The sequence below is a fragment of the Bacillus sp. CD3-5 genome (genome assembly GCF_006349665.1).
Classification (GTDB): Bacteria; Bacillota; Bacilli; order Bacillales; family Bacillaceae_G; genus Bacillus_A; species Bacillus_A paranthracis.
The window spans coordinates 105848-124411 of the sequence record NZ_VEPX01000006.1; the positions used below are offsets into that span (position 1 = coordinate 105848).

Below are 18564 nucleotides of genomic sequence, written 5' to 3' on the forward strand. Positions count from 1 at the left end.
ATAAAACAAAAAAGAATCTGTATTTGTATACAGACTCCTCTTAAGTAAAGTATTGTATTTCTGCATCAGGAAAAAACTCATGTATATAACCTCTTATCGTTTCTTCTAATACTTCCGCATCATCTTTTTTATATACGTATTTCCCGATTCCATATCGTCCCCATTTATATTTACGCTTCTCTTCATCCATTTCAAGTTTCGTATTCGGATAACGCTCTTGAATGACTTTTTTTGCAGGCTTTGTAAAGCGATGTTGAATTAATTCAAATGTTAAATTCGGTATCGACAAATCTTTTAATGCATTGTACAATCGCTCAAATAATTCACGGTATCCTTCTTCCCATCCTTCATGCATATAAAGCGGCGCCACTATAAATCCAAGTGGATAACCCGCGCCTGCTACTTTACGAGCCGCTTCAATTCTTTCTTCAAACGGTGATGTCCCTGGTTCAAAATTTTTAATTACATACCGTGAATTAATACTAAACCTGAAACGAGTTTTCCCGTTATGTTTTGCATCTAACAAATGATCAACGTGCGAATATTTCGTAACGAAACGTAAACGTCCATGCTCACTTTCTCCAATGAATTCGATCGCGCGCTTTAATGCATGTGTTAAATGATCGATCCCAACGATATCTGATGTACAAGCAGCTTCAAACCTTGTTATTTCAGGTGCTCTTTCATCCATATATTGCTGTGCTTTCTCAAATATTTCTTCAAGATTCACATACACGCGAACGTAAGGCTTACTCCCAAGTGTCGTTTGCAAATAACAATAATGACAATGCCCCATACACCCTGTTGCGAGCGGGATTGCATATTCAGCTGACGGTTTTGACGTATCGAACTTTAATGTCTTCCTTACCCCAACAACAAGCGTTGCCTTTGCATTACGGTACTTTTGCAAATCATTTTCACCTGGTAAATTTCTAATTTGATTATGGGATGTCGTTTCACGAATTTCTAATCCCATCTTCGTAAACTTCTCATATAGCTCTTTTCCAAGTGGATATTCAAGTGCCTTCGGTTCAAAGTAAACGATTTTTGGCATAAATGGTTTCATACGCTTCCCTCCTCTCGTTAGTATGGGAAACGCTGAAAATTTAACACGCATTAAAGTTTTCCACGTTTTAACAGCCCTTCAAAAGGCTGTTTTTCTTCTGTCTAATTTTACAAATTGAAAAATTTCATAAAGAAAATAAGAAAAATGCAAAATAATTAAAGTTAATTGTTGACGTGATGCTTTTATTATCGGTATCATAAATCTTCGTGAGCAATTATTTTTCGTTATACGATTTTTTTATTATTACTGAATTTTTGAGAGGAGAAATTAGATGTCAGTTAAGAAGAAAACGCAAGTACGCACCGGCAAAATGGTACGTGAACTAATGTTAGCAGACGAAGATGTAAATGCTTCGCTAATTATGGTATATAGTGAAAACGGTGTAAACGCAGAAATTAAAATCGAGGGCTTAACGCCGAAATGTAACGAAGAATTATTTTTGAGCGGAAACGTGGATTGGAACAAGAGTGTTATTTATAAAATTGTTGATTTCACTGGAAACGCTGAAGTTGGTAAAGTTACATTAACAGCGATGAACAAAAATAATGTTTCTCTAGAGATAGAACGCGTTATGTGGAGTAAAGAAAATAAAGAGGCTGCTGAACAAGAAGAAACAGTTGTAGAAGCTACTCCGAAAAAAGAAGTAGTTGTAGAAGCTCCAAAAGCAGTTACACCTGCTCCAAAGCCTGTTACACGTGTAGAAACACCTGCTACCGCACCAACACCGAAGCCTACTCCGGCACCGAAGCCAGTAAGTGTAGAAGCAGCTGTGGAATTATCTACTCCAGCACCTGTGAAACGAGAAGTACCAACTCCAGTTACAAAGCAAGAGACAGCACCGGTCGCGCCTGCAAAACCGAAGCAACCTGCTTTGACTGAAACAAATTCAAAACTACAAGAAAATTATGTGAAACTCGTGAAAAAGACAATTGAAGTTTGTCAAGATTACGAGCTTGGCATCGACATAGATGATTCTATTGAAGGCTTAAAAGAAGAACTACAAAGCCAAGGTATTAGCGTTACATTTGACAAAGAAATTATGGACGTTGTCAATCGCCTTCGTTCTTTACAAGATAAAGGAATCAAAGTAGAAAAAGTACTTAATTTACTATAAAAAAAATAAGAGGCGGCAATTGCCACCTCTTATTTTTTATAATTCCATTCTTTGCTTTCATACTTTTCTTTTGCTAATGTTTGCACTTCATGTAATTGTTCTTCTGTTAATTCATACGGAACAAGCTCTACATCTAATCCTTTTTCAAACCCAACCTCAAACGCTTTAATTAACTGCTCGATTGTAAACGTACGGTCTGTTAATTCATTAATTGCTACCGCTTTAGAAGAGAACATACTCTTCATACGTTCTTTTACACGTTCATTCGGGAATAAAAACAGATCATATAACTCATCTAAATCTATTTCTAATGGAATCGACCCGTGCTGTAAAATAACACCTTTTTGACGTGTTTGCGCACTACCTGCGATTTTTCTTCCTTCTACTACAATTTCATACCAAGACGGCGCATCAAAACATACGCCTGAGCGTGGATTTTTTAAATTTTCACGATCTGCTTCTGTTTTTGGAACTGCATAATACGCTTCTAACCCTAATGCTTTAAAACCATCTAATAAACCTTGCGAAATAACACGATACGCTTCTGTAACTGTTTTTGGCATATTCGGATGATCTTCAGACACAATAACACTGTACGTTAATTCTTTATCATGTAGTACACCCCTACCGCCTGTTTGACGACGAACGAATCCATATTTCTTTTCGTTAACTACATCCATATTAATATCTTTTTCAACACGTTGGAAATACCCGACTGTTAATGTTGGTACTTCCCATTCGTAAAAACGAATGGTTGGTGGCATTTTCTTTTCACTTTGCCAATTTAATAAACATTCATCTAACGCCATATTAAATGCCGGTGAACATTGACCAGAGTTAATATAACACCATTTTTCTTTTCCCATCCTGCACCTCATATAACCAATTATTTTTCACATTCTCTAGTCTACCAAATTCGACAAAATTTGTGAAAGAATACGAAATTTCTTCTTATATACAAATGAATCTGTTGCATAAATACATACGGGCATTATAATATTGAAAGTAGGATAAGAAAAAAGGGAGCGATAGAATCGTGTCAACAACTTGGATTATTTTATTAGCCGTAATCGTAGCGTTCATCGGTTACACTGTATGGATGTATTTCTATCAGAAAAAATTAATTACAACACTTTCAGAAGAAGAGTTTCGCGCTGGCTACCGTAAAGCACAGCTTATCGATATTCGCGAAGCAGACGAATATACTGCAGGGCATATTTTAGGCGCACGTAACATTCCATTATCACAAATTCGCCTTCGTCATAAAGAACTTCGTAAAGATCAACCAGTTTACTTATACTGTCAAAGCGGATTCCGTACTGGTCGTGCGGCTCAATACTTAAAGAAACAAGGCTACAAAGATTTCTACCAATTACAAGGTGGATTCAAAACGTGGACTGGAAAAATTAAAAAGAAATAATAACATACAAAAACTAGCTGAATAATTCAGCTAGTTTTTTCATTTGAAAACTTTCCACGTTATTCTCACACATTTTGACAAAACTTCTTTTATAAACGCAAAAAAGACCCCTATCATTCTCACGCCCAAATAAAAAGGTTACGCGAATAACAGAAGTCATATTTATAACATAGTTTGTGAAAAGCTTTTCAGGTCAAGATTTTTTCATTCTTATTATTTTCCCTTTATAATAAGGAGAGAGGTGATACATATGGCCAATATAAAACAAATTGCAAAAACCGCTGGTGTATCCATATCAACTGTTTCTCGTGTCCTGAATAATCACCCTTACGTAAAAGAAGAAAAACGTAAGCGTGTTCTAGATGCTGTTGAAGAATTGAACTATGCCAAAAATATAAATGCTATTCATTTAATAAAGGGAAAAACATATACGATCGGCGTTATGCTCCCTTTCATTAACCTTCCATACTTCAGTACCATTATTGAAGGAATCGGAAACGAAGCGTTAGCTGCTGGCTATCACATTAATTTATGTCAAACGAATTACGATAGTATTGAAGAAATTCGTGTTCTTGAAATGATGAAAATGAAACAATTCGACGGGATGATTATTTGCTCTCGAACGAGTTCATGGGAACAAATTGAACCTTTCGCAAAATTTGCTCCTATTATTTCATGCGAAAAAATGAAGCACCCCCTCATTTCATCTGTCTACGTAGATCATTATGAAGGCTTCCGTCTCGGCACCGCCTATTTACTCAATAAAGGCCATGAAAAAATCGGGATTTGTTTAGCAAGAAAAACAAGTGTAAATTCTATGGAACGTGAAAAAGCGTTTGCTGATACACTTCGTAACGAAGGCAAAACGTTACATCCCGAATGGATTTTTCATCAATGCTATACAATGCAAGACGGTGCACAAATACTCCATCGTATTGTAAACATGAAAAATCGTCCAACCGCTATTTTTACAGCTAACGATCAAGTTGCAGCTGGTTTATTAACAGAGGCTCGAAAGCAAGGTCTTCGAGTACCCGAAGATCTTGCTATCCTCGGATTTGATAATCATGAAATTTCAAAGGCGTTAGAAATTTCAACAATTGAACATCCCGGTCTCGAAATGGGCTCACATGCGTTTTCTTTATTCCATAAACAAATCCAAAGCGAGCAAATTATCGGGAACGCAAAAGAGCTTTCATTCCATTTAATTGAACGAGATACTGTCTAATAAGAGCGTTATCTATAGCGCTCTTTTTCAGTTCTTCACCTATTGACTTTGTATTTTTACTCGCATATAATGAACCTAACGAACGGTAGGTAGGGGATGAAAATGACAGCAAACCGCATTAAAGCTGTAGCACTTTCTCATTTCGCACGCTACGGCTACGAAGGAACTTCATTAGCAAATATTGCTCAAGAAGTCGGGATTAAAAAACCATCAATTTACGCACACTTTAAAGGAAAAGAAGAGCTATATTTTATATGCTTAGAATCCGCTCTTCAAAAAGATTTACAAAGCTTCACAGGCGATATCGAAAAGTTTTCCAATTCGTCTACTGAAGAATTGCTCTTACAGCTACTAAAGGGCTATGCAAAACGATTTGGTGAAAGTGAAGAATCAATGTTTTGGTTACGAACTTCTTATTTTCCGCCTGATGCATTTCGCGAACAAATTATTAATAAAGCAAATGTACACATTGAAAACGTCGGAAAACTTTTATTCCCTATATTTAAAAGAGCAAGCGAACGAGATGAGTTGCATAACATTGAAGTAAAAGACGCCTTAGAGGCTTTTCTATGCTTACTTGACGGTCTTATGGTTGAACTACTATACGCAGGTTTAAATCGTTTTGAGACACGTTTAGACGCTTCTTGGAAAGTATTTTGGCGTGGACTTTCAAACTGACGGATTGCTCCTTTGCAATGCGTCGTTTTTAAGCCCTTTACCTAACGACTGGTAGGAAGGAGAGATGACATATGGCATGGATTTATGTAATCTTAGCTGGTATTATTGAAATCTTTTGGGTAATTGGATTAAAACACGCGGAGGCTCCACTTGAATGGGCTGGTGTTGCGTTATTAATTACAGTTAGTTTCGTCTTATTATTTAGAGCTTATAAAGATTTACCTGTTGGTACTGTATACGCAGTCTTCACTGGAATTGGAGCTGGTGGAATCGTTCTTACAGAAATTTTCGTTTTCGGAGAGCCATTCTCTATCGTAAAAGTATTATTAATTGGTTTAATCTTCTTTGGCGTAATTGGTTTAAAGCGAGTAACAGAAGAAAAAGAAGCGAAGGAGGCCGCATAAAATGGCTTGGGTATTTTTAATTCTAGCTGGTATTTGTGAAATTATTGGTGTACTCTTTATGAAAGTAGCCACTGAAAAGAAAGGCTGGGCACCAAAAGTTATTTTAATCGCTAACTTCGGCGTAAGCTTCTTCTTCTTATCCCTTGCGATGAACACATTACCGATGGGAACTGCTTACGCGATTTGGACTGGAATCGGAACTGCCGGAAGTGCACTTCTAGGCATCCTTATTTTCCGCGAATCAGCGGATTGGCGTCGTCTTGCTTTCTTAAGCTGCATTCTATGCGGCGCTGTTGGCTTAAAACTATTGAGCTAACGTGAGGTGAATGTCATGTGGAAAGAAAAAGGGAAGCAACTGTTAGCATGGATCACGCTTAGTATCGTCATTCTATTACAAATCAGTTTTCACATAATAGAATGGTTGTTTCATAAAATAGTATCCATTCTCACATTCCTTCCTAACTTGACACTTGAAATGATATCAATCGTTTGGTCCATTATTGCCTCCATTTCAATCGTCATTATATGGAGTATCGCCAAGCTGTGGAATAAGTTATTTAAAAAGGACAGTACTTCTGAAAAAGAGTAACTGTCCTTTTTTATATTCCTTCAGACTTTTTGTAGAAGTTTGATGTGATAAGACAAAGAAGACCGACTATGGCAATACTTATACCAACCCCTTTATGCAAACTAGGAAATAACGGTGGTATATCTGAATAAACATTTGCTAATATGAGACCGATTGAAACGAAAAATATCCCTATTCTATATAACCATTTTCTTTTGTTCATTATTCTCCCCTCCTAAAATTTTTCATACACTCCTTTCTTTTGGACATACTACCTAAAAAAGGAGTGGATAATATGCAAAATTCCGTACATAAGCAGATCCTATTTTTATTTTTCCTCTTTCTTATTCTCGTTATCGTTTTCAGCTTTATATTACATACTCCGAAAGATGTTATACCGAGTAATCTTTCTGTTTATAAACTTTTACTTTCCTATTGTCGTTATTGAAGAAGGTGCCTTTTATAGGGCACCTTTTAAAATTCTCTCTTCTCATACAATTTCACTGAAACAAAGACAGATACTATGAACATGCATATTGAACTAATGAATAACAAGCTGTTGTATAGTTGAATTTGTTCTAGGTTGATTCCAAAGAAAATAGAAGAAACGGCCATAGGTGCTATTAGTATAAAAATCGCAATAAAAATAGTTTTTTTATAGGCCAACCAAAACGATATCGGTAAAACAAAGCTTAAATACACTAAAATAAAGCTAATACTAGCAACCATTGTCGTTTCAATAAATTCAAATAGGTTAACCCCATTCTTCATTCCCATCGTAAAACAACCGACCATTACACTTATAAAAAGAATAATAATTGCTACTATATATTTTGCAAATACAATATGTTTTTTCAATATTGGTAAACTATTTACTATAACTTCACTCTCATTTTTACTATCTGCTTCAAATGTTTTTACTGTTGCCCCAATTGTAATAATTACCGACATAATTATGAACAGATTTTCCGTATCTGTTAAGGCCATATAAAAGAAAACAGGATACAATATGTACCAAATTAAAAATTTCCATTGAATGATGAAATCTTTTAAAATTAGTTGTTTCAACGCTATTTTCCTCCTCTCACAGATCACGTTCATTGTACAAATGAATTGAGAAAAGCATGGACATAACATACAAAAGAATGAGTCCTGCTATAAAACAAACATTTACGACTAAACTTGTATTCCAAACATTCTCTACATCTAACCAGACGTTACTGACAATCAGTCCACTTAAATACCCAAATGCAATTCCAATGAAGGGAGCAATTTGTTTTGCACTACTATATCCTACTGTAAATTCAATCGGAAGTACGATCATAGTATAAACCAATCCTCCCGTTATTCCGCCAAGAATTGCTGCCCATAGCATAAATACAGTGGTATTTTCATTTTGTAATTGGATTAAACTAATTGTAAAAGGTAAAGCTCCACCTAAAGAAACTAAAATACTTGCAAATATATATTTTGCTATGACAATTTCTTTACGCTGAAGCGGTAAACTATTTACTAGCCTTTCACTTTTATTTTTATTCTCATAATTCATTGACAGCATCATTCCAAGAACAGGTATAGACAGACTAAATGTCATCAGAAAACTATCACTGCGAAAATCAACAATAGCGAGAAAAAACAAACATATAAGATAAGTAACCCCCAACTTTCTTTGCAACATCATATCCTTTAAAACTAGTTGCTTAATCATGTATTACACCTCAATAAACTCATTCCTTAACATCATTTATTCTTTTTTATATAAGACAAGCCATAAGTATTAAAGCTCTCTCTTTTTAAAACTCACAATAGCTATAAACATTGAAGCTACATAACTTACACACGCGCCTATACTTAAAATACTTATAACTAATAGCACATCTGAAGTTCGAAAAATCATTAACATAAGCCTTTCATCCGTAAATATATTGCACATAAATCCTAGTAAACCTATTATAGGAAAAAGCATAACTAATCCCAGCATAGTAACCGTTCGCTTATCCTCACTATATTTTATGGGAAGGATCATAACAGCATACAGAACAGAAAAGAAAATAGCTATAAATGCTGCATACCAAGGAATATTTATATTTTCTTTTAATACAAATACAGGGAGTATAAAGAATACGAATGTAATGATTAAGCTGAATGCCATAAAAAATAGTATCGATATGTATTTCGCAATGACAATATCTTTTCTAGTAAAAGGTAGACTTACTAATATTTTTTCCGTACTATTTTTCTCTTCATTTGATAAAGAGATTGAAATCATCAAAAGACATATAGCAAAACAAACATACGCCATTTGAAATGGTTCTATAGAGTTTTGGAATGCTCCGTATATTGGTAAGATCAAATAGATAAGAAACATTTTTCTTTGTAAGAAAAACTCCTTCAAAATCAATTGCTGCATGGTAATTCCCCTCTCTATAAATCACGCGCTCCATAAATTTTAATTGTAAGAAACATAGAAGCGATATAAATACTGAATAATGCAATGAATCCAACTATAAATACACCAATATGCAGAGGATTCATAATCCAATCAAGGAATGAAGGTGCTACTTCCTTCAGTCCATCACTAATAAATATCCAAAGTATCCCGCTAACTATTATTGAAGCTGCTGCTATTATACTTATTACCGCCTTTGATTTTGTAACATAATACATAGGGAAAAAGGTGACCATCCAAAATACGGCATAAACAATTCCATTTATTACTTCATACCATGAAATCTCAATATAAAGCTTAGGATAGTATGCACCGATATCACCAATAACAGCGATACACCTTATAAGAAAAACAACTAGCATAGTAGAAATCATGCCCCCTACAATGAATATTGCACAGGAAATATATCTAGCAATTATGATATCCTTTCTACTTAGCGGTAAACTATTCATCATAATGTCACTTGTATTCCGTTCATCTATTATGATTAATATAATAACTGAGGAAAGAGTTATAAATAAACAACTCATAGGAAACAGCATTCCCTCACCGGGTTCAAATAAAAAGAATATAAAGGGTATAATAAAGTATACGAACCATATCCCCCGAAAAAAGAACAAATCTTTATATACGAGCTGACGCATAGGCACCTCTCCCTTTCGCGGTGTAAACGATGATATCATCTAATGTAGGCTTTTCTAGTACAACCTTATTTCCAAACCAGTCGATAATTGCTTGTCTATCCTTTGCTAAACCTTCAAAACCAAATTTATTTTTTCGTAGTCCAACAAATAGCTCTTTTCCTTCTCGATCTAATAAATCGTTACTTCCTTTTACGATTACGTAGTTTTCCATTAAATCGTCTTTCTCACCAGTAAATATAATTTCTCCATCGTTGATGAACGTAATATAATCTGCGATACGCTCTAAGTCTGTTGTAATATGAGTTGAGAATAATACAGATACTTCTTCTTCCATTACAATTTCTTGCAGCATATCAAGTAATTCACTTCGAACAACTGGATCTAATCCTGCTGTCGGTTCGTCCATAATGATAAACTCCGCGTGGTGCGAAAGTGCGATGGCAATCGCAAATTTCATTTTCATTCCTTTTGATAGTTCTTTAATTTTTTTATACTTCGGAACTTGCAATCTATGCATATACGATTGATACTGCTCTTCGTCCCACTTTTTATATAACGGTGCAATAATACGCTTCATTTGCTCACACGTTAAATCTTCGTAATAATGATTTTCATCATATACAAAGCCGATATTTTGCTTTATTTCCTTTTCGGCTTTCTTGTTGTCCTTGCCAAAAATTTTTATATCGCCGCTATCTTTTCTAATTAAATTCATAATCATTTTGATCGTCGTACTTTTCCCGGCCCCGTTCGGTCCGACAAATCCCATAATATATCCGCGTGGTAATGTAAAACTTATATTTTTTACTGCAAAATCTTCATAACTTTTACATACGTTTTTTAACTCTAACATCTCTTATTCCCCCTCATATAAACACGCAATCATCTGCTGTAATTCTTCAAGTGAAAGCTGTAACGCTTTACTTTCATTTACAATCTCTTCCGCTTTGCTTTCCAATAGACGAAGCCTTTGTTCTTTTAATAGTTCATTATTTTTACGTGAAACATAAGTCCCCTTCCCAGCAACAGTTTCTATATATCCTTCTTTCTCAAGCTCCTCGTACGCACGCTTCGTAGTAATTACACTAATCTGTAATTCCTTTGCTAAGCTACGAATAGACGGTAATTGGTCTCCACCCTTTAAACCACCATTTAAAATAAGCTGGCTTAATTGTTTTCTTATCTGTACATAAATAGGGTCTTGGGAAGAATTCGAAATAATAATATTCATGTTTTCCTCCAGTGTGTATATACTGTGTATACCTTATATATACAGTATATACACATCATCCTATTTTTGGCAAGAAAAAAAGACCAACATTTTCCTGTTGGTCTTTCGTATATGTATCACTTTTCAAAGCGATCTAACATCTCATCTCTCATTCCGAAACTCACTACCGCAATTCCTACATACATAAACAGAAGGAACGCCGGATGAACTGTGTTGTACCAAGTGCTATCAACAATTAAATAAATCGTTAATGCCACAACAAGAACAAACGCTAAGATAAACATATAAAAGTGTCTTGTACTACCCATGATAAACTCCTCTCTTCTCACTTCACCATTCAACAGTATATTTTATCGAATAATTCGATATGACTCAAGGTTAACTTTCTGTTATGTAATCAAGTTCCACCTTTACAATGTCCTCACATGCTATTGAAATGATCGTTCCTTGCTTATCAATTGCCGTCACTTCTCTATTATCCATTACACGATGCGCTACTCTTTCTAACACTTTTCCTTGGTCTCGATAGCAAAATTCTTTTACATCTTTAATTGTTTCTCCATTTTCTAAATGGTATACCATTCTATAACATCGATATCCCACACTTTCACCCCCGTCTTGCTCGTTTTTTCACATATACATAAAAATGAGTAATTTTTGCCTCATCACATCTTCTTAATTTCAATAAAATTCTAACAAAAATAAATACTTTTATCAAACTGACTTTTTCAACAAAATCACCTATAAAACTGCCTCATTACACCATTATGAAACAAAAAATATAAATTTTTAACATTTTCTTCACCACTTCTGCATAAAGTGAAACTTTAATCAGTGGGTGTTTTTGTTCATCTCTACTGATTACCAGGCCACAAATTGCGGAACAAATTCTCCATACAAAAAAAAGAACTCGCATATAGCGAGTTCTTCCTTTGTTATTCTAATCAAACTTGTACAGGAGCTGGCTTTTCATAACGTAAAACTGGTTTACGTGCAGCCATCGTTTCGTCTAAACGTTTAATGACTGTTGTATGAGGTGCTTCTTGTACAACTTCTGGATTTTCTTCTACTTCTTTAGCGATTTGAATCATCTTATCAATGAAACCGTCTAATGTTTCTTTTGATTCTGTTTCCGTCGGCTCAATCATAATACATTCTTCCACATTTAATGGGAAGTAAATTGTCGGTGGATGGTAACCGAAATCAAGCAGGCGTTTTGCGATATCTAATGTACGTACACCAAGTTTCTTTTGACGACGACCTGATAATACAAACTCATGCTTACAATGTCTATCGAACGGAAGATCATAGAATGGTGCTAATCTTCTCATCATATAGTTCGCATTTAATACCGCATACTCCGTTACTGCACGCAAGCCATCTGGACCCATAGAACGAATGTATGTGTATGCACGAACGTTAATTCCGAAGTTACCGTAGAATGGTTTTACGCGCCCAATTGCTTCTGGACGATCATAGTTAAAGCGATAGCCATTTTCCGTTTTCTCTAAAATTGGTTTTGGTAAGTACGGAATTAAATCAGCTTTCACACCTACTGGACCAGAACCTGGGCCACCGCCGCCGTGAGGACCTGTAAATGTTTTATGAAGGTTTAAATGCACAACGTCAAATCCCATATCTCCTGGGCGCGCTTGGCTTAATACTGCATTTAAGTTTGCACCATCATAGTATAATTTACCGCCTGCATTATGGACGATTTCTGCCATTTCTAAAATGTTTTCTTCAAATAAACCTAATGTATTAGGATTTGTTAACATAAGTGCTGCTGTTTCTTCATTTACAACACGTTTTAAATCTTCTAAGTCAACAAGACCATGTTCATTTGATTTTACTGTAATTGTTTCAAAACCAGCTACAGTTGCAGATGCTGGATTCGTTCCGTGAGCAGAGTCAGGAACAATTACTTTCGTACGGTTAAAGTCACCATTTGCTTCATGGTATGCACGAATTAACATTAAGCCTGTCCATTCTCCGTGTGCACCAGCTGCTGGTTGTAATGTAACAGTATCCATACCTGTAATTTCAATTAAATGCTCTTGTAAATCGTACATTAATTCCATTGCACCTTGTACTGTCTTCTCGTCTTGCAACGGATGAATATTTGCAAATCCTGCGAAACGAGCTACACTCTCATTAATTTTCGGATTATATTTCATCGTACAAGATCCAAGTGGATAGAACCCAGAATCAACGCCGTGGTTACGGTTTGAAAGTGCTGTATAGTGGCGCATAATATCAAGTTCAGATACTTCTGGTAGCTCTGCATCTTCTACTCGAATATAATCGCTCTCAAATACATCTTCTAGTTTCACTTCTTCTACATCTAATTTTGGTAAGCTATATCCTATGCGTCCTTCTTTACTCACTTCAAAGATAAGTGCTTGGTCTTGGTTCTTCATTGGATAGCCCCCATTTCGTTTACAAGTGTGTCAATTTCCTCTTTTGTACGAAGCTCAGTTACTGCTACAAGCATATGGTTCTCATGCTCTTTATAATCACGGCCTAGGTCGTAACCGCCGATAATATTCTTTTGTAATAATGCATCGTTTACTTCTTTCACTGGGCGCTTGCAATCTACAACGAACTCATTAAAGAATGGTCCAGCAAATGTAACTGTGAAGCCTTTCGCTTCAAATTGACGTTTTGCATATTGTGCTTTAGAAATGTTTTGACGCGCCATTTCTTTCACACCTTGTTTACCAAGTGCCGTCATTGCAACTGATGCTGCTAATGCATTTAACGCTTGGTTTGAACAAATGTTAGACGTCGCTTTATCACGACGAATGTGCTGTTCACGTGCTTGTAACGTTAATACAAACCCACGTTTCCCATCTGAATCTACAGTTTGTCCAACAAGACGTCCTGGAATTTTACGCATAAATGCTTTCGTTGTTGCAAAGTAACCACAGTGTGGTCCACCAAACTGCGTTGGAATACCAAATGGTTGTGCATCACCGATTACAATATCAGCACCAAATTTTCCTGGTGGTGTTAATGCGCCTAATGATAATGGATTTGAAGAAACGATAAATAATGATTTTTGTTGATGAACGATTTTTTCAATATCAGCTAATTTTTCAACTTGTCCAAAGAAGTTTGGATATTGAACGATTACACAAGCAACTGTATCATCTACTTCACTTTGTAATACATCTAAATCTGTTACACCATCTTTATGATTAATTTCAACAACTTCAAGATGTTGACCTTTTGCATATGTTTCAAGTACAGCTCTTGATTCTGGATGAACTGCGCTAGATACAAGAATTTTCTTTTTACGAGTATGGCCAGCTGCTAGCATTGCCGCTTCAGCTAAAGCTGTACCTCCGTCGTACATAGAAGAGTTTGCTACATCCATTCCTGTTAATTCACAAATCATTGTTTGGAATTCAAAAATTGCTTGTAATTCCCCTTGTGAAATTTCCGGTTGGTATGGCGTGTAAGCTGTATAAAATTCTGAGCGAGAGATAACATGATCTACGATTACTGGAGCGTAATGGTCGTATACGCCTGCCCCTAAGAAAGAAGCGTACTCTTTTAAGTTAGCATTTTTACTAGCCATTTGAGATAACTCTTTTAAAAGCTCTGGCTCTGATTTTGCTTCTTTAATTTTTAAATCCCCTTTAAAACGAACACTCTCTGGAATATCAGAGAATAACTCATCGATCGTTTGAACGCCGATCGTTTGTAACATTTCTTTTTTGTCTTCTTCTGTCATTGGAAGATAACGATGCAACATGAAATCTACCCCTCTCCCCGTTACTTTGAACGTTTATAAAATGGTGTTGGAACAACTACTGCTTTGACGCGTTTATTACGAATTTCAATTTCTACTTCTGTATCAACTGCTGCGTATTTTACATCAATTAGTGCTAAACCAATGCTTTTCTTTAACGTTGGAGATTGTGTACCACTCGTTACTTCCCCGATTTTTTCTTCTCCAATAAATACAGGGTAATGCGTACGAGGAATTCCACGTTCGATTACTTCGATGCCGACTAACTTACGAGGCGCACCGTTTTCTTTTTGCTCTTTTAAAGTCGCTTTCCCAAAGAAGTCTGCTTCTTTATTTGGTTTTACCGCAAAGCCAATCCCAGCTTCAACCGGTGTAATATCTTTTGATAATTCTTGACCGTAAAGTGGTAATGTTGCTTCGAAACGAAGTGTATCACGAGCACCTAAACCACATGGTTTTAAGCCCTCTTCTGCTCCAACTTCAAGAAGTTTCTCCCAAAGTTTTGCAGCATCTTCACTCTTACAGTAAATTTCAAATCCATCTTCACCTGTATAACCTGTACGAGATACAAGTGCTGGAATTCCATCTACAAGAATATCGTTTTTAAATTTAAAGAACTTAATTTCTTTCAAATCTTCTGACACAACTTTTTGTAAAATGCCTTCTGCTTTTGGTCCTTGAATTGCAAGCTGTGCAACTTCACTAGAAACATTGACTACTGTCGCATCGCCAATTACATGGCTAGCTAACCATTCGTAATCTTTCTCGATATTTGATGCGTTGATAACTAATAAATAGTCTTCTTCACCACGTTTGTAGATTAATAAATCATCTACTGTACCACCATTTTCGTAGCACATTGCTGTATATTGTGCGCCCCCTACCTTTAAGGTAGATACGTCATTTGTAACAACACGTTGTAAAAATGCTAAACTATCTACACCTTTTACCTCAACTTCTCCCATATGAGACACATCGAACAAACCTGCCGCTGTACGTACAGCTTCATGTTCTTCTTTAATGCTTGAAAATTGAACTGGTAACTCCCAACCACCGAAGTCGATTGTTTTCCCACCATACTTCGCGTATACATCAAATAACGGTGTACGTTGTAATGTAATCATGATCTCTCCCCCTTATGCTCTGACAAATCAATAAAAGTTGTTACTCATTTCTAAACATTTTCATTCTAAAAAGATAGGATATACGGAATCTCATTATATTTTTTTATGAAAGCGTAAATAAAAAATCACTTTCTTGGATAAAATACGAAAGATTCCACACATTTCACACCATTATCCTAACATTATTCGCTATATTTCATCAATATTCTAGCATAAAAAATAATTTAGAATTTTTTACGCTTAATCTTATTACATACAGTTTTTAAGATTTAGTCCTTTATCTTTACTTATTGTTTACCTTTCAGTAAGTGTAATAGCGCCTTATTACAAGGCTTATATATTAAAGATTTTTTCATAATTACTTTAGTTTATAAAAGGTGGGAGAGTCGTAATGAATGTCGATATTTCCATAGATCGAACGTGGCAAAACAATTTTTTAAATAGAATTGATGAAGATGGTCCTTGGACAAACTGGGATTTATATCATTTAGCTTATGAAACAGAAAAATCATTACTTGTTCCTACTTTTGATGGATTACAAGCACCGAAACATTTATCCCATTTCACACCACTTCCTCATCAATTAGAAGTCGCTCAAAATGTTATTGAACAAATGAATGGTAAAGCGATTCTAGCAGATGAAGTAGGACTTGGAAAAACGATTGAAGCTGGACTTATTTTAAAAGAATATATGGTCCGCGGCCTTGTGAAAAAAGTACTTATACTCGTTCCAGCCTCTCTCGTATCACAATGGGCATACGAATTAAATACAAAGTTTTTCATTCCAGCTGTAGCTCAAAAGAAAAGCTACTCGTGGGAACAAGCCGATGTGATTGTATCATCAATTGATACTGCAAAACGTTCACCACATCGTGATATCGTTTTGAACTTAGAATATGACCTTATTATTATCGATGAAGCACATAAACTTAAAAATAATAAAACAAAAAACTATGAATTTGCACAGCGATTAAAAAAGAAATTTTGTTTATTATTAACGGCTACTCCTGTTCAAAATAAGATTGATGAAATTTTCAACCTCGTTTCTTTATTAAAACCAGGACATTTAGGCAATCAATCCAATTTTGAAGAATATTATGCTTCAAAAAATCGTTCAGCCGAATCTGATGAAGATTTAAAAGCTCTTATTAACAAAGTAATGGTCCGAAATCGGCGTCATAATACCGGGATTGATTGGCCAAAGAGACATGTACGTACAATTTTTGTTGAGTTTAATGAAGAAGAGCAAGCTCTATATAATGATATCGAAAATTGGCGAGGACAAGACGCCTTCACATCTGCTTTCTCATCATTAACTTTAAAACGGGAAGCGTGTAGTAGTCGCGAGGCCGTTTACTATTCATTAAAAAAACATGTAGAAAAACGACAGAAGGAAAATGAGAATTACGTAAAAGATCCGCATATTGATGTGCTAATGGACAAAATTAACCGTATTCCTTTTAACTCAAAAGCAAATAAAGCGCTAGAGCTTATAAAAGAAATTGACGATAAAGTCGTCATTTTCACAGAATACCGAGCGTCACAAATGTACTTACAATGGTTTTTACAACAGCACGGTATTTCTTCTGTCCCATTCCGCGGCGGATTTAAACGGGGAAAGAAAGATTGGATGAAGGAACTTTTCCAAAATCATGCGCAAGTGCTAATCGCAACGGAAGCTGGTGGTGAAGGAATTAACTTACAATTTTGTAGCCATATGATCAATTACGATTTACCATGGAACCCAATGCGCCTTGAACAAAGAATCGGACGTATTCACCGCCTTGGTCAAAAGAATGATGTTCATATTTATAACTTAGCTACAAAACACACTGTGGAAGAACATATTTTGAAACTGTTATATGAAAAAATTAATTTATTTGAGCGTGTGATCGGTGAACTTGATGAAATTTTAACGAGAATTAATATGAAAAACATCGACGCACACATTCAAGAAATATTTGCGCAATCAAAAAGCGAAGGAGAAATCCGAATTAAGATGGAAAACTTAACATCTATTATCGACTTTGCGAAGCGAAATGAAGCTGAGGTGCAAGGCTATGCAGCAACATGAAATTCATAATTACTTATACAATTTTTTTGAGGCGAATAACTGTGAAATTTTAGAACGTTCTCCTCATCTATTGGATGTGCAATTAACAATTGAGATGGATAAATTATTAATGAACCGTCCTTTTTATTGGCACTATCTTGAGAAGACAGGAGGCGTACCGAATCCGATGCGCCTTACTCTTATTACAAATCCAGAAAATGAAGAAAACGATGGTGAACTTATTCACTACGGTTCACCACGTCTTCATCAAATTTTTCAAACGACAAAAGAATTAGGCTCTTACATACGCTTATATGAGGAAGTACGGCATAGCGGAGCAACGCATACACCGCTCCATCCGTGGCTCGGTGTAAATATAAAAGTTTCCTATCAATGTGATCGAAAAAAAGATATCCTCCACTCGATTGGCATTCATCTTATTTCTGGCACAATGATTGCAAACTTTCATGAAACATTAACGAAAATTAAACTTACACCGAAAATACCTGACTTTTGTTTTACGCTCTCGCCTATTATTAAACCGCAAAGCGGTTTACAACGTATAGAGGACGCTTTAAAAAATATCATTGCAGAAGATGACCATACGTGGGCGAAAGAAGCAAGAGTGCGCTGGAATCACGATTTAGACCTTTTAAATCGTTTTTATGAAGAAAGTAATGAACTTCCCGAAAGCTATGAAATTGAAAAGCAAGCTTTGCAAGAACAATATGAACCCCGCATTACAGTACAAATTATTAACGGTGGACTCTTTTATGTTACCGCGAATCATTTTCTAACTTAAAAAGCCCCTTCTGTTTTAGAAGGAGC

At 35.6% G+C, this 18564-nt stretch carries 23 protein-coding genes; 9 read left to right on the forward strand and 14 right to left on the reverse strand.

The features are described from left to right. Nucleotides 1–40: 40 nt before the first annotated feature. Nucleotides 41–1066 carry a spore photoproduct lyase gene (splB, locus tag FH036_RS13880; protein WP_044793819.1) on the reverse strand — a complete coding sequence of 342 codons (1026 nt, stop codon included), beginning with the start codon at nucleotides 1064–1066 and terminating at the stop codon, nucleotides 41–43. Nucleotides 1067–1337: 271 nt separating this feature from the next. Between splB and FH036_RS13885 the strand changes: the two genes are divergently transcribed. Continuing rightward, nucleotides 1338–2180, forward strand: a complete 843-nt coding sequence (locus FH036_RS13885; RefSeq protein ID WP_000111909.1) for a hypothetical protein — start codon at nucleotides 1338–1340, stop codon at nucleotides 2178–2180. Between the two features lie 29 nt (nucleotides 2181–2209). Here the strand turns inward: FH036_RS13885 and FH036_RS13890 are convergent, their stop codons facing one another. Next, complete coding sequence (locus FH036_RS13890) at nucleotides 2210–3046, reverse strand: lipoate--protein ligase family protein (RefSeq protein ID WP_000514079.1); 837 nt, start codon at nucleotides 3044–3046, stop codon at nucleotides 2210–2212. A gap of 170 nt (nucleotides 3047–3216) precedes the next feature. Here FH036_RS13890 and FH036_RS13895 point away from each other — a divergent pair, with 170 nt between their 5' ends. The 6 genes from FH036_RS13895 (at nucleotide 3217) to FH036_RS13920 (ending at nucleotide 6499) form a co-directional block, all read left to right on the forward strand. Further along, nucleotides 3217–3600 carry a rhodanese-like domain-containing protein gene (locus tag FH036_RS13895; RefSeq protein WP_000108655.1) on the forward strand — a complete coding sequence of 128 codons (384 nt, stop codon included), beginning with the start codon at nucleotides 3217–3219 and terminating at the stop codon, nucleotides 3598–3600. 250 nt (nucleotides 3601–3850) lie between these two features. Then, nucleotides 3851–4828, forward strand: coding sequence for a LacI family DNA-binding transcriptional regulator (locus FH036_RS13900; protein ID WP_001273962.1), 978 nt, complete (start codon nucleotides 3851–3853; stop codon nucleotides 4826–4828). 96 nt (nucleotides 4829–4924) lie between these two features. Next, nucleotides 4925–5506, forward strand: coding sequence for a TetR/AcrR family transcriptional regulator (locus FH036_RS13905; RefSeq protein WP_139895889.1), 582 nt, complete (start codon nucleotides 4925–4927; stop codon nucleotides 5504–5506). Between the two features lie 71 nt (nucleotides 5507–5577). Further along, complete coding sequence (locus tag FH036_RS13910; RefSeq protein WP_000312351.1) at nucleotides 5578–5910, forward strand: DMT family transporter; 333 nt, start codon at nucleotides 5578–5580, stop codon at nucleotides 5908–5910. A gap of 1 nt (nucleotide 5911) precedes the next feature. Next, nucleotides 5912–6226 (forward strand): DMT family transporter, encoded by a 315-nt coding sequence (locus FH036_RS13915; protein ID WP_000312623.1) that lies wholly within the window; start codon nucleotides 5912–5914, stop codon nucleotides 6224–6226. Nucleotides 6227–6241: 15 nt separating this feature from the next. After that, a complete protein-coding gene (locus FH036_RS13920; protein WP_000265384.1) occupies nucleotides 6242–6499 on the forward strand; it encodes a DUF3975 family protein in 258 nt (85 codons plus the stop codon). Between the two features lie 10 nt (nucleotides 6500–6509). On the opposite strand, the gene FH036_RS13925 is transcribed toward FH036_RS13920, so the two are convergent. The 12 genes from FH036_RS13925 to gcvT form a co-directional block, all read right to left on the reverse strand. Further along, nucleotides 6510–6701 (reverse strand): hypothetical protein, encoded by a 192-nt coding sequence (locus tag FH036_RS13925; RefSeq protein WP_139895890.1) that lies wholly within the window; start codon nucleotides 6699–6701, stop codon nucleotides 6510–6512. 251 nt (nucleotides 6702–6952) lie between these two features. Continuing rightward, nucleotides 6953–7579: an ABC-2 transporter permease gene (locus FH036_RS13930; RefSeq protein ID WP_033686388.1), complete on the reverse strand. Its 627-nt coding sequence runs from the start codon at nucleotides 7577–7579 to the stop codon at nucleotides 6953–6955. After that, the gene (locus tag FH036_RS13935; RefSeq protein ID WP_071728416.1) at nucleotides 7563–8186 is read right to left on the reverse strand and encodes an ABC-2 transporter permease; all 624 of its coding nucleotides are present in this window, start codon (nucleotides 8184–8186) and stop codon (nucleotides 7563–7565) included. Before FH036_RS13935 ends, FH036_RS13930 begins: the two co-directional genes overlap by 17 nt. A gap of 69 nt (nucleotides 8187–8255) precedes the next feature. Continuing rightward, entirely contained in the window at nucleotides 8256–8888 is a 633-nt protein-coding gene (locus FH036_RS13940; RefSeq protein ID WP_071728417.1) for an ABC-2 transporter permease, read from the reverse strand. A gap of 14 nt (nucleotides 8889–8902) precedes the next feature. Then, nucleotides 8903–9571 carry an ABC-2 transporter permease gene (locus FH036_RS13945; protein ID WP_139895891.1) on the reverse strand — a complete coding sequence of 223 codons (669 nt, stop codon included), beginning with the start codon at nucleotides 9569–9571 and terminating at the stop codon, nucleotides 8903–8905. After that, nucleotides 9552–10424, reverse strand: coding sequence for an ABC transporter ATP-binding protein (locus tag FH036_RS13950; RefSeq protein WP_139895892.1), 873 nt, complete (start codon nucleotides 10422–10424; stop codon nucleotides 9552–9554). Before FH036_RS13950 ends, FH036_RS13945 begins: the two co-directional genes overlap by 20 nt. A gap of 3 nt (nucleotides 10425–10427) precedes the next feature. Further along, the gene (locus FH036_RS13955) at nucleotides 10428–10802 is read right to left on the reverse strand and encodes a GntR family transcriptional regulator (protein WP_001021352.1); all 375 of its coding nucleotides are present in this window, start codon (nucleotides 10800–10802) and stop codon (nucleotides 10428–10430) included. Between the two features lie 116 nt (nucleotides 10803–10918). Then, nucleotides 10919–11110 (reverse strand): hypothetical protein, encoded by a 192-nt coding sequence (locus FH036_RS13960; protein WP_000535935.1) that lies wholly within the window; start codon nucleotides 11108–11110, stop codon nucleotides 10919–10921. 70 nt (nucleotides 11111–11180) lie between these two features. Beyond that, complete coding sequence (locus FH036_RS13965) at nucleotides 11181–11384, reverse strand: DUF3929 family protein (RefSeq protein ID WP_000262495.1); 204 nt, start codon at nucleotides 11382–11384, stop codon at nucleotides 11181–11183. Between the two features lie 362 nt (nucleotides 11385–11746). After that, nucleotides 11747–13222, reverse strand: a complete 1476-nt coding sequence (gene gcvPB / locus FH036_RS13970; RefSeq protein WP_138321103.1) for an aminomethyl-transferring glycine dehydrogenase subunit 2 — start codon at nucleotides 13220–13222, stop codon at nucleotides 11747–11749. Beyond that, nucleotides 13219–14562 (reverse strand): aminomethyl-transferring glycine dehydrogenase subunit 1, encoded by a 1344-nt coding sequence (gene gcvPA / locus FH036_RS13975; protein WP_000903231.1) that lies wholly within the window; start codon nucleotides 14560–14562, stop codon nucleotides 13219–13221. Before gcvPA ends, gcvPB begins: the two co-directional genes overlap by 4 nt. Before the next feature lie 20 nt (nucleotides 14563–14582). After that, on the reverse strand, nucleotides 14583–15683 hold the full coding sequence (gcvT, locus tag FH036_RS13980) for a glycine cleavage system aminomethyltransferase GcvT (RefSeq protein ID WP_000631772.1): 1101 nt from the start codon (nucleotides 15681–15683) through the stop codon (nucleotides 14583–14585). Nucleotides 15684–16074: 391 nt separating this feature from the next. Between gcvT and FH036_RS13985 the strand changes: the two genes are divergently transcribed. Together FH036_RS13985 and FH036_RS13990 are read left to right on the forward strand one after the other, a co-directional pair. Next, on the forward strand, nucleotides 16075–17757 hold the full coding sequence (locus FH036_RS13985) for a DEAD/DEAH box helicase (RefSeq protein WP_001100019.1): 1683 nt from the start codon (nucleotides 16075–16077) through the stop codon (nucleotides 17755–17757). Further along, nucleotides 17744–18538, forward strand: coding sequence for a YqhG family protein (locus FH036_RS13990; protein WP_139895893.1), 795 nt, complete (start codon nucleotides 17744–17746; stop codon nucleotides 18536–18538). Before FH036_RS13985 ends, FH036_RS13990 begins: the two co-directional genes overlap by 14 nt. Nucleotides 18539–18564: the final 26 nt, after the last annotated feature.